Origin of the sequence: Streptomyces sp. NPDC006365 (assembly GCF_042870755.1) — a bacterium.
GTDB lineage: Bacteria > Actinomycetota > Actinomycetes > Streptomycetales > Streptomycetaceae > Streptomyces > Streptomyces xiangluensis.
In genome coordinates, this window is sequence record NZ_JBIAHS010000019.1 from 77,891 (window position 1) to 88,855 (window position 10,965).

Annotated in this window: 9 protein-coding genes; 2 read left to right on the forward strand and 7 right to left on the reverse strand. The window is 72.3% G+C overall.

The genetic code is table 11. The features are described from left to right. Window positions 1–209: 209 nt before the first annotated feature. Both ACFYO0_RS36735 and ACFYO0_RS36740 read right to left on the reverse strand, forming a co-directional pair. A complete protein-coding gene (locus tag ACFYO0_RS36735; RefSeq protein ID WP_388685021.1) occupies window positions 210–1,196 on the reverse strand; it encodes a DMT family transporter in 987 nt (328 codons plus the stop codon). After that, window positions 1,193–1,990, reverse strand: a complete 798-nt coding sequence (locus ACFYO0_RS36740) for a phosphatase PAP2 family protein (protein WP_388685023.1) — start codon at window positions 1,988–1,990, stop codon at window positions 1,193–1,195. Before ACFYO0_RS36740 ends, ACFYO0_RS36735 begins: the two co-directional genes overlap by 4 nt. Before the next feature lie 185 nt (window positions 1,991–2,175). On the opposite strand from ACFYO0_RS36740, the gene ACFYO0_RS36745 reads away from it, so the two are divergent. Next, window positions 2,176–2,799, forward strand: coding sequence for a TetR/AcrR family transcriptional regulator (locus ACFYO0_RS36745; protein WP_388685025.1), 624 nt, complete (start codon window positions 2,176–2,178; stop codon window positions 2,797–2,799). A 136-nt stretch (window positions 2,800–2,935) separates the two neighbouring features. On the opposite strand, the gene ACFYO0_RS36750 is transcribed toward ACFYO0_RS36745, so the two are convergent. Next, on the reverse strand, window positions 2,936–3,898 hold the full coding sequence (locus ACFYO0_RS36750) for a DUF2510 domain-containing protein (protein WP_388685028.1): 963 nt from the start codon (window positions 3,896–3,898) through the stop codon (window positions 2,936–2,938). Between the two features lie 283 nt (window positions 3,899–4,181). Here ACFYO0_RS36750 and ACFYO0_RS36755 point away from each other — a divergent pair, with 283 nt between their 5' ends. After that, window positions 4,182–6,827 carry an ATP-binding protein gene (locus ACFYO0_RS36755; protein ID WP_388685030.1) on the forward strand — a complete coding sequence of 882 codons (2,646 nt, stop codon included), beginning with the start codon at window positions 4,182–4,184 and terminating at the stop codon, window positions 6,825–6,827. A gap of 328 nt (window positions 6,828–7,155) precedes the next feature. Here ACFYO0_RS36755 and pcaD read toward each other — a convergent pair whose 3' ends face one another. The 4 genes from pcaD to pcaH are packed head-to-tail and all read right to left on the reverse strand — an operon-like array spanning window position 7,156 to window position 10,959. Then, window positions 7,156–8,280 (reverse strand): 3-oxoadipate enol-lactonase, encoded by a 1,125-nt coding sequence (pcaD, locus tag ACFYO0_RS36760; protein ID WP_388685033.1) that lies wholly within the window; start codon window positions 8,278–8,280, stop codon window positions 7,156–7,158. Continuing rightward, on the reverse strand, window positions 8,277–9,614 hold the full coding sequence (gene pcaB, locus ACFYO0_RS36765; protein ID WP_388685036.1) for a 3-carboxy-cis,cis-muconate cycloisomerase: 1,338 nt from the start codon (window positions 9,612–9,614) through the stop codon (window positions 8,277–8,279). Before pcaB ends, pcaD begins: the two co-directional genes overlap by 4 nt. Then, window positions 9,611–10,186 carry a protocatechuate 3,4-dioxygenase subunit alpha gene (gene pcaG, locus ACFYO0_RS36770; protein ID WP_388685039.1) on the reverse strand — a complete coding sequence of 192 codons (576 nt, stop codon included), beginning with the start codon at window positions 10,184–10,186 and terminating at the stop codon, window positions 9,611–9,613. The genes pcaB and pcaG overlap by 4 nt, the downstream gene beginning before the upstream one ends. A 2-nt stretch (window positions 10,187–10,188) precedes the next feature. Then, window positions 10,189–10,959 carry a protocatechuate 3,4-dioxygenase subunit beta gene (gene pcaH / locus ACFYO0_RS36775; RefSeq protein WP_388685041.1) on the reverse strand — a complete coding sequence of 257 codons (771 nt, stop codon included), beginning with the start codon at window positions 10,957–10,959 and terminating at the stop codon, window positions 10,189–10,191. Window positions 10,960–10,965 lie beyond the last annotated feature (6 nt).

Below are 10,965 nucleotides of genomic sequence, written 5' to 3' on the forward strand. Positions count from 1 at the left end.
CCTGAGCACGCACTGTCTGAGCACCTGTCCCGGTCGCGGTCAGGGCGTAGGGACACACGCCCGACCACCACCTCTGTCGTCCGACGGCCCATCCGACCGTGAGGCCCGTACTCGTCGTCGGCTTCACGAAGGGGCCCCTGTCATCCCGGGATCGCGATGCGAACCGAGGGCCAGGGGCCCGGGTGGTCGGCCGCACATCGATACGTCGCTCAGAGCGGCGTGAGGTGCGCTGGCGCGGGTTGCCGGGGGATCAACACCGGTTCGTACGAGGCCGATTGGGGGTTCAGCGCCAGTACGGCGGCGACCGGGTGCTCCTCCTCGGACAGCTCCGCGGCGATCGGGTGTTCCTCCGGCTCCTTCGTGGGCAGCTGCGCGGGCTCCGGAACCGGGCGAGAGAGCGTCACCACGCCCCGGGCCGCGACCGTCGCCCCTGCGAGCGCGAGCAGCAGGCCCGCCGCCCCGCCCCGCAGGCCTTCGCCGAGCAGTGCGAGGCCGATGATCGCGGCGGCCACCGGGTTGGCCAGTGTCACCACCGCGAGGGGTGCGCCGAGGCCGCCCCGGTAGGCGGTCTGCGCCAGCAGCAGCCCGCCCGCCGCGAAGGCCGCGACCAGCAGGGCCACCCCGATCACCTGTGCGCTGAGCAGCGGACCCGAGCGGTCGGTCGCGGCAACCGTCACGGTCTGGGTGAGCGCGGAGGCGACACCCGAGGCGAGGCCGGACGCGGTCGCGTGCCGCAGTCCGGGGCGGGTGCCCGGCCGGGACAGTGCGCCGATCACGGCCGCGGTGATGCCTGCGACGGCGAGGGCTTCCGGCACGCTCAGCACGTCGTCGGGCGCCGGACCGGACGCCGTGACGAGCAGCGCGGCGAGTCCGGCCAGTGTGAGCGCCGTACCGCGCCACTCGACGGCACTGACCCGCCGCCCCGCGACCCGCGCTCCCAACGGCACCGCGGCGACCAGCGTGAGCGCGCCAAGTGGCTGGACCAGGGTGAGCGGACCGTATTTGAGGGCGGCCACGTGCAGCAGCGCGGCGGATCCGTTGAGCGTGACCGACCACCACCACGCGCCGCTGCCGAGGAGGCGCACCACACCGGAGTCGGAGGTCCGGGAGGCCAGCCGCTCCTGGGCCACGGCTGCCGCGGCGTACGCGACGGCGGAGAAGAGGGACAGGACGACGGCGACGAGGGTGGCGTTCATCGGACGGCTCCCACGAGTTCCGGTGCCTTCGCCGCTGCCACGGGCTTCGAGGGGCCGCTCGCGGTCGTCGTCCGGTGCGGCAGACGAACCACCGCGAGTACGCCGCCCAGCAGCGCCGCCGCCACGGCCGCGTCGAGCCAGTAGTGATTGGCCGTACCGACGATCACCAGCAGGGTGAGCAGTGGATGCAGCAGCCACAGCCGGCGCCATCGCGACCGTGTCGCGACGATCAGGCCGATCGCCACCATCAGCGCCCACCCGAAGTGCAGCGACGGCATCGCCGCGAACTGGTTCGACAGCGAGTCCGCCTCCGGCGACGCCCCGTACACCGTCGGCCCGTACACCTGCCCCGTGTCCACCAGGTCCGCCATGCCGAGCATCCGAGGCGGGGCGAGCGGGAACGTGAGGTGCACCACCAGGGCGGCGGCGGTGATCGCGGCCAGGGCACGGCGGGCCCAGACGTAGTGCGTGGGGCGGCGCAGATACAGCCAGACCAGGAAGGCCGCGGTGGCCGGGAAGTGCACGGTCGCGTAATAGGTGTTCGCGAGGTGTACGAGGCTGTCGCCGTGCAGCAGTGCGGACTGTACGGCGCCCTCGCCGGGCAGGTGCAGGGCCCGCTCCAGGTCCCAGACGTGCTGCGCGTTGCGGAAGGCCTCGCCGGTGTGGCCCGTCACCAGCAGCCGGCCGAGCTTGTAGACGAGGAAGAGCCCCGCCACGAGCAGGAGCTCACGGGCGAGGGGCGGCCGCTGTATTGCGGTGGCCCCGTCTCTTGCAGGCTCGTTTCGCGCTGCCATCCCGGCCCCTTTGCTGTCCAAGGCTCATCGATACGCCACAGTACCGATACGACGCCGTACCGATACGCCACTGTACCGAAACGCTTCTGTTTCGGTACAGTGGCGTATCGATGGACCTACGTCACACTGGAAGCAGGCCACGGAAGCAGGCCCCGGGCCCCGGACACGAGCGAGGAGACGAGCCCATGACGCCGCAGGCAGCGGAGGAACCGGAGACGGTCGTCGTCGCGCGCCGCTCCAAGCTCACGCCCGAGCGAGAGCGGGAGTTCTTCGACGCCGCGATCGACCAGATCCGCGAGTGCGGCTATGACGCGCTGAGCATGGAGGGCATCGCCGCCAGCACCAAGTGCAGCAAGTCCACGCTCTACCGGCAGTGGAAGACGAAGCCCCAGTTCGTGGCGGCGGCGCTGCGCGCCAACCACTGTCCGCGGCTCGCGGGCATCGACACCGGCTCACTCGCCGGTGATCTGCGCGCCGCGGCGCGGGCCGCGGGAGAGCGGTCCGACGACGACACCAAGCTGGTGCAGGCGCTGGGGCATGCCGCCATGCAGGACCCGGAACTGCAGTGCGCGCTGCGCGACGCGCTCATCGAACCCGAACGCGCGGCACTCAAGGAGATGCTCCAGCGGGCGGTCGACCGCGGCGAGATCGCCGCCGACCATCCGGCCCTGGAGTTCGTGCCCGCGCAACTGCTCGGCATGATCCGCGTCCGTCCGGTCCTGGAGGGGCGGTACGCGGACGCCGACTATCTCGTCCGTTACGTGGACGCCGCCCTGATCCCCGCCCTCGGACTGCCGGAGGTCACCTGAGGCTCAGGCCGTCGGTTCCGTGGGACGACCGGACGACGGCCTGTTCGCGCCGCACCGTGGGGACGGGGGCGGCGCGCACCCCGGCCGGGTGGGAGGCTTCTTGAGCGGAGAGGCACCCCATCCGGCCGGATCCATGTCAGACCCGTTCCCCGTTGCCGCCACCGCCCGCCGCCTCCTTGATGCCCTTGGTCATCTCGTCGATCACGGAAAGCTTCGGGGCCTTCTCGTTCTCGTCGAAACCGAAGCGGACGATCACGAGCATCTTCGGGTTGGCGGGGGAGGGGAAGGCGAGCGACTCGACATAGCCGTCGTCGCCTTTGCTGGTGACGACCTTCCAGCGGACCGCGTAGCCCTTCTCGCCCGCCACGGTCACCGCCTTGGAGGAAAGTTCGTCGTGCGAGGTGATCTTGCCGTAGGTCGGGCCGCCGTACGATTCCTCGGCGTTCTTGGAGATGTCCTCCTTGGCCGCTGCCTCGGCGGTGGTCGCCTTGATCTCCAGGGCGGCGGCGGGCGCGGAGTTGGCCCCGCCGCGTACGCACTCCTTGGAGGTATCGCCGGGACAGGGGTACGTCCCGGTCGACACCGAGGCGCCACCGACCTTCCCGGACTCGCCGGTCCAGCCGTCGGGCACGGGAAGGCTGATGCCGCTCAGCGCGTCGGTGGCGTAACCCTCCTCGGTCTGCGGCCGTTCGGGCTGCCCCGGAGCCTCGCTCTCGCCGCCGTCCGGTCCGCCCTGACCGCCGCCGTCCTCCCCCTGAGGTCCGGGCCGGGTGGGTGCCGGGCGGGCGTTGCTCGAGCTGTCGCCGCCCGAATCGTCGCCCGCGGTCAGCGCGTACACCCCGCCGCCTATGCCCGCGAGAACCGCCACCGCCGTGGCGATCGCGATGCCCATCCGCAGTCCGCGGCGCGGAGCGGCGGGCGGCACGCCCGGATACGCCCCGGGGAACGCCGCGTACGCCGGCGGCCCCCATCCGGCCGCCGCATCGGCGGGACGGGTCTGGTCCGTCCACGCCTCTCCGTTCCACCATCGCTGTGTGGCGGGGCCGTTACTTGTCTGCCCGGGGTCGGGGTACCAGCCGGGAGGAGTCACGTGGGTCATGGGGACACGGTATGTGGCTCGTGTGAAAACGGGATGAGAGGGTCCGGCCCGAATGCCCGGTATTCCGGCGACACCCCCGGCCATTCCACCGACTCCCGTGAACATCCCGGAAGTTGACGGCCGATTAGGTTCGCCGGGCCAGGTGAGCGGCCCTGTCCGTCGCCTCTCGTCCATGGCTGTCACCCGTGACGGCAACAGGTGGCCCGACCAGGCGCCATGACGGCTCGGGGAGGACTAGGCTCATGGCCTGTACGTCATTTGGGCGACCTCAGGAGGTAGCGGGATGACGGAGGCTCCCCTCTGGGAGCGCGACGCGGAACTCTCCGCGATCGCGGCGGCCGTCGACGCGCTGTGCGGTGGTTCGGGAGCGGGCAGCGTGCTGGTGTTGAGCGGCGAGGCGGGCATCGGGAAGACCGCGCTGCTCACCGAGGCCCGCCGGATGGCGCTGGACCGCCGCTGCACGGTGTGGTCGGCGCGCGGCGGCGAGACCCTGACGTCCGTTCCCTTCAATGTCGTACGGCAGTTGCTGCAGCCCGCGCTCGTATCACTGATGCCGGACGAGGCGCGCGAGTACTTCGGCGACTGGTACGACATCGCCGGACCCGCCCTCGGCATAGCCGAAGCGGGCGACCGCCAGCCCGATCCGCAGTACGTGTGCGACGGACTGGTCGCGGCGGTGCGCAGGCTCGCCCGGCGCGAGTGGCCGCTGGTTCTGCTCGTGGACGACGCGCACTGGGCCGACGAGGAGACCCTGCACTGGCTGGCCGCGTTCACCAACCGCCTCGACGACCTGCCCGTCCTCGTAGTGGTCGCCCGCCGCCCCACGGGAGTCAGCGGCGAGAGCGCCCGCCATCTCGACGCGATCGGCGCCAAGTCCCTGCCGACCGCCGCCCTGCGCGCGCTGACACCGGATGCCACGGCCGGACTCACCCGCGCCACGCTCGGCGAACACGCCGACACCCCGTTCTGCCGCGAGGTGTGGGCGGTCACCGGCGGCAACCCGTACGAGACCGTGGAACTCCTCGCCAAGGTCCAGGACAGCGCTCTGGAACCGGTCGAGGGCTCGGCCGCCGAACTGCGCGGACTCAACCAGTCGGCGCGCGGCAAGGGCCTGGTCGACCGCCTCGAAGGGCTCGGCGTCGATGCCACCCGCTTCGCCTGGGCCGCCGCGATCCTCGGCACCCGGATCACCCTCGACCTCACAGCCGAACTCGCCGGGATGCCACTGGACGAGGCAGAGCGCTGCGCGGGGCTGCTGGGCGCTGCCCGGATCCTCACCGGCGCCGACCGGACGACCGGCGAAGTGGCCGACGGTGAGCTGGAGTTCGTCCATCCCCTGATCGCCGGCGCCGTCTACCGGTCGATCCCGGACGGTCTGCGCACGGCGATGCACGGCGTGGCCGCCTCGGTCGTCACCGCCTCGGGCCTCGGTGCCGCGGCTGCCTCCCGCCATCTCCTGGAAGTGCACCCGGACGACGACCCCGAGCTCGTCGAGCAGATGCGCGAGGCCGCCCGCGAGCACCTCGCCGTCGGCGCCCCCGAGGCGGCCCGCCGCTGTCTCGAGCGTGCCCTGCTCGAACCCCCGCTGCCCGAGGTCCACGCGCGCGTGCTCTACGAGTTGGGCTGCGCCACCCTCCTCACCTCACCGGCCACCACGATCCAGCACCTGCGCGAAGCGCTCACCCTGCACGGTCTCGAGCGCGAACTGCGTGTCGACGCCGTCTGCCGTCTCGCCCAGGCGCTCGTCCACAACGACCAGCTGGAGGAGGCCGTCCGTACGATCGACGAGGAGGTCACCCGGCTGCAGTCGGGCCCCGAGCGGATGCGCCTGCAGGCCGTGCACTACATGTGGGAGGGCCTCCACGCCGGCGAGCAGGACGCGCCCGGCCGCTCCCGCCGTCTCGCCGAGCTCGTCAAGCCGCTCACCGGCCGCGACAACTCCGAGCGCGCCCTGCTCATCCTGCGCGCCTTCGACGCGACGACCCGCGGGGAGAACGCCGAGGAGGTCGTCGAACTGTGCGACCGCGCCCTCGTCAACGGCCGCCTCGCGCCCGGACTCGGCTGGACCGACACCGAGTGGACCTTCGAGCTCCTGATGATGCTCGGCGTCTCGTACACGTTCGCGGACCGCCTCGACCGCGCCGAGAGTCTCTTCGCCGACGCCCGGCGGTCGTACGAGATGGCCGGCTGGAGCGGCGGCCATCTCGCCCTCGCGCACGCCTACGGCGGCTATGTGCACCGCAGACGGGGCCGCCTCCGCGACGCGGAGGACTTCCTGCGCGAGTCACTGCGGCTCGTCGACCGTGTGGGCCGGCGCCTGCCCATGCACTGGTCGGTGGTCTGCATGCTCATCGACACGCTGCTCGCCCGCGGCCACGTCGGCGAGGCCGAGGAGATCGCCGAGCGGTACGCCTTCGAGCCGCCCCACCCGTCCACGAACGTCACTCCCGACACACACTGCGTCCGCGGCCGCCTCCTGATCGCCACCGGCCGCCTCGAAGAGGGCCTGAACGAACTGGAGGTAGCCGCGAAGATGGCCGCCTCCCGCGGCGGCCACAACACCGTGATGGCGCCCTGGGCCGGCGAACTGGCCCGCGCACTCGCAGCCTCGGACCCGAGACGCGCCGCGGAGATATCGGCCGACCTCCGCGCCCAGGCCGAACGCTTCGGCACCGACACGGCCATAGGAGAGGCCCTCCACTGCGCCGCCACCCTGGAAACCGGCAACCGCGCGGTGGACCTCTACGCCCGGGCCGTCACCTACCTGGAAGCATCCCCCTCCGCCTACGAACACGCCCTGGCCCGCGTCGACTACGGCATCGCGTCCCGCTCCGCGTCGGAACTCGACCACGGCCTGACACTGGCCCGGTCTTGCGGCGCGGACGGCTTGGTGACGAGGGCGCGGGAGGCGCTGGAGAGGCTGCGCTGACCGTTTTGCCGACCCGGCCCTCCGGTCCGTCCACCGGGTTGATCGCCCCCGCCGCCCTTACCCATCCCATCCCTGGGGCTTCGCCCCAGGGCCCCACCAGAGGCTGCGCCCCTGGAGCCCGCTCGGGGCTCCGCCCCGGACCCCGTTTCGGGGGTCAGCCCCCGAACCTCCGCTCCTCAAACGCCGGACGGGCTGATTCCAGCCCGTCCGGCGTTTGAGGACGAGGCCGTTCAGGCCGATGGGGGTCCGGGGGCGCAGCCCCCTGCGGGGTCCGGGGCCGGCCCCGGTATGGGACGGGTAGGGGCGGCGGGGGCGAAACCCACCCGGCTCACACCACCCCGTCCTCCTCGGACAGCACCCGCTGCGCCACCGCGAACGCCGAGTTCGCCGCCGGAACCCCGCAGTACACCGCCGTCTGCAAGAGCACCGCGCCGATCTCCTCGGGCGTGAGCCCGTTGCGGCGGGCCGCGCGGACGTGCATGGCCAGTTCGTCGTAGTGGCCGTGGGCGACCAGCGCGGTCAGCGTGATCAGGCTGCGATCGCGGCGCGACAGCGTGTCGTCCGTCCAGATCTCCCCCCACGCGTAACGCGAGATGAAGTCCTGGAACCGGGCCGTGAACGGAGACTGCCGTGCCTGCGCGCGGTCCACGTGCGCGTCACCGAGCACCTGTCGGCGTACCTCCATCCCCCGCTTCGCCCCACCGTCGAAGTGCCCGCGCAAAGCGGTGAGTACGGCCTCCGGCTGCTCGGCGGGGGCCAGGTGCGAGGCGCCCGGGATCTCTGTGAGCGCGGCACCGGGCACGGCGTCGGCGATGTCCCGCAGATGTGCGGGCGGCGTCGCCGGGTCCTCGCGGCCGGCGATGAGCAGAGTCGGCGCGCTGATCCGCGGCAGCCGGTCACGGATGTCGAAGGCCGCGAGCGCGTCACAGCAGGCGGCATACGCATCTGGGTCCGCCGTACGGTGGTCCTCGACGAGCTCCGGAACGGTGAAGCCCTGCGTGAACCAACGCGAGTCGGCGTTTGCCGCAAGCTCGCCCAGCCCCTCCGCGCGGACGAGCGCGGCCCGCTCCTCCCACGGCTTGGACCCGTTGAAGTGGGCCGAGGAGCAGATCACGGCCAGCCGCTCGATCCGCTCCGGGTGGTGCGCCGCGAGCTGCAGCCCCACCGCGCCGCCGAGCGAGACCCCCGCGTACGAGAAGCGGTCGATGCCGAGCGAGTCCGCGAGGGAGAGGACCAGCGAGGCCAGGTCGGCGACGGTCGCGCCGGGCGCGATCAGGTCGGCGGGCGAGCTGCCGTGGCCGGGCAGGTCCCAGCGTACGACCCGGTGGGTGATGGAGAGTTCGGGCGCGACCTTGTCCCACAGGGCCGTCGACGTGCCGAGGGACGGGCCGAGGAGCAGCGGGGGAGCGGTGGCGGATCCCTCGGCGCGGTGGTGTAGCTGCTTACCAGTCAACGTCGCTCCAGAGCACGGTCGGTGAGGGCTCCTGCGGAGCCGGTGTACTGGGTCGGATCGGTGCGGGCCGCGAGGTCGAGTTCCTTCAACTCGGGCTCCCCGGCGAGGAGTTCGACGAGCGGCCGGTCCTCCGCGGTAGCCCGCTCCGCCGCCCGGGTGAGCAGCTCCTTCGCGCGGGCCCGCCCGAGCACCGGCGCGAGTTCGGCGGACAGCCGCTCGGAGACGATCAGGCCGTGCGTGAGGTCCAGATGAGCGCGCATCGCGTCCGCGTGCACCCGAAGGCCTTCGGCCAGCTCGGCCGCATCGCGCGCCGCGCCGCCGGCCAGGCGGAGCAGCTCGCGCAGCGGCTCCCACTCGGCATGCCAGGCGCCGGCGGGGCGTTCGTCCTCGGCTGCCAGGGAGCCGTACAGCGTCGCGGCGAGCTGCGGCGCACGCCTGGCGGCGGCGGCGATCAGCGTGGCGCGCACGGGGTTCGCCTTGTGCGGCATCGCGGAGGAACCGCCGCCGGAGCCCTCGCTCAGCTCGCGGATCTCCGTACGGCTGAGCGTGAGCACGTCCGCCGCCGCCTTGCCGAGGGCGCCCGCCGTGAACGCGAGGGCGCCCGCGAGATCGGCCACCGGAGTACGCAAGGCGTGCCAGGGCAACACCGGTGCGGCGAGGCCGACTTCACGGGCGTACGCCTCGACGAGCGCGCCGGTGTCAGCAGCCCCGTATGCGGTGAAGGCCGCCAACGTGCCCGCTGCACCCCCGAGTTGGGCCGGGAGAGAGTCGCGTGTCGTCTGCAGGCGCTCCCGTGCGTCCAGCACCAGGGACCGCCATCCCGCCGCCTTGAGGCCGAAGGTCGTCGGCACCGCGTGCTGCGTCAGCGTCCGCCCCGGCATGGCGGTGTCCCGGTGCTCCCGAGCGTGCCGGGCCAGCGCACGCTCCGTACGGGTCAGGTCCGCCAGCAGGAGATCAAGGGTCCGCGCGGCCACCAGCATCATCGCCGTGTCCATGATGTCCTGGCTGGTCGCGCCCCGGTGGACATACCGGGCGTACTCCTCATCCACCGCGCCGACCGCCGCGGTCAGATCCGCGACCAGCGGGATCACCGGATTGCCGCCGCCCCGCGCGCGCAGCGCGAGGTCATGGACGTCGAAGCGCGCCGCATCGGCCGTGGCGTCCACCGCCGCGGCGGCCTCCGAAGGCGCGAGGCCGAGTGAGGCCTGCGCGCGGGTGAGCGCCGCCTCTGCGTCCAGCAGCGCCTGGAGAAAGGCGGTGTCGCCGGTCGCGGACGCGGCGGGGGAGCCTGCCCACCCGGGGGCGAGCAGGCCGTCGGTGTCGCCGAGGGTCACGGGAACTCCAGGAAGACCGTTTCGCCTTCGCCCTGAAGGCGGATGTCGAAACGGTACGTGCGCCGCTCGCCGGGTTCTGCGACCAGCGTGGCCCGGCGCCCGTCCGGCAGCGAGTCGAGCAACGGATCGGCACCGTCGGCCAGATACGCCCGCGTGTACAGATGGTGCAGCAGGCCGCGCGCGAACACGCACACGCTGATGTACGGCAGCCCGGCGTTGCCCGGCGGCAGCGTGTAGAGCGCGTAGTGCCCGTCGGCGTCCGTGGCGACCCGCCCGAAACCGGTGAAGTCCGTGCCGTTGCGGCCGAGATAGCCGCCGGTCACCGGGTTGCGGCGCAGCGAACCGGGGGCGCCCTTGAGAGAGCCGTCCGGAGCCGCCTGCCAGAACTCCAGGACGGCGTCCGGGATCGGCTTGCCCTCGCCGTCCAGGACGTACCCGTGCAGCGTGATCTGGTCGGGGTGCCCCTTCGGAGCGACCTGCTCGCCCTCGGGGAAGGGCAGCGCGTACCCGTAGAAGGGGCCGACGGTCTGGGAGGGCGTGGGCAGGACGTGCCCCGTGGTGTTCTCGGTCATGCTCAGCGACCTTCCTCGATCCAGGTGGCGGAGGGACCGTCGAGAACGATGTCCCACTCGTACCCGAGCGAGAACTCGGGCTGCGAAAGGTCGTGTTGGTACTGCGCGACCAGGCGAGCGCGGGCCGACTCGTCGGTCACCGAGCGCAGGATCGGGTCGTACGCGAAGAGCGGGTCGTTCGGGAAGTACATCTGCGTCACCAGCCGCTGCGTGAACGCCGTGCCGAAGACGGAGAAGTGGATGTGCGCGGGGCGCCAGGCGTTGGTGTGATTGCGCCATGGGTACGCGCCCGGCTTGATCGTCCGGAAGAAGTACCTGCCCTGATCATCCGTCAGCGCCCGTCCCACGCCGGTGAAGTTGGGATCGAGCGGCGCCGGGTGCTGGTCCCGCAGATGCGCGTACCTGCCCGAGGCGTTGGCCTGCCACAGCTCGATGAGCTGGCCCCGCACCGGGCGCCCTTCGCGGTCGAGCAGCCGCCCGGAGACGGTGATGCGCTCGCCGAGCGGCTCGCCCTGGTGCTGCACGGTGAGGTCGTTGTCGATCTCGGTGATGTCGGTCGGACCGAACACCGGACCGGACAGCTCGACCGTCTCCGGATCGCCGCCGTTCACCGCGACCAACGGCTGCTTGGGGTACCGCAGTACCGAGCTGCGGTACGGGGTGTAGTCGCGCGGCGGGTGGTGCTGGACCGGGGCGCCGCCGGCGACGGCCTTGTCGTACGCGTTCTGGATGTCGTTGATCTCGACGTCGATGTCCGACTGGGTGAGCGTCATGAGGAT

Excerpts from the sequence above, each read along its gene's own strand:
- ACFYO0_RS36735 (WP_388685021.1), bottom strand. The coding sequence starts at position 1,196 with ATGAACGCCACCCTCGTCGCCGTCGTCCTGTCCCTCTTCTCCGCCGTC.
- ACFYO0_RS36755 (WP_388685030.1), top strand. The coding sequence starts at position 4,182 with ATGACGGAGGCTCCCCTCTGGGAGCGCGACGCGGAACTCTCCGCGATC.
- pcaG (WP_388685039.1), bottom strand. The coding sequence starts at position 10,186 with ATGACCGAGAACACCACGGGGCACGTCCTGCCCACGCCCTCCCAGACC.
- ACFYO0_RS36740 (WP_388685023.1), bottom strand. The coding sequence starts at position 1,990 with ATGGCAGCGCGAAACGAGCCTGCAAGAGACGGGGCCACCGCAATACAG.
- pcaH (WP_388685041.1), bottom strand. The coding sequence starts at position 10,959 with ATGACGCTCACCCAGTCGGACATCGACGTCGAGATCAACGACATCCAG.
- ACFYO0_RS36750 (WP_388685028.1), bottom strand. The coding sequence starts at position 3,898 with ATGACCCACGTGACTCCTCCCGGCTGGTACCCCGACCCCGGGCAGACA.
- ACFYO0_RS36745 (WP_388685025.1), top strand. The coding sequence starts at position 2,176 with ATGACGCCGCAGGCAGCGGAGGAACCGGAGACGGTCGTCGTCGCGCGC.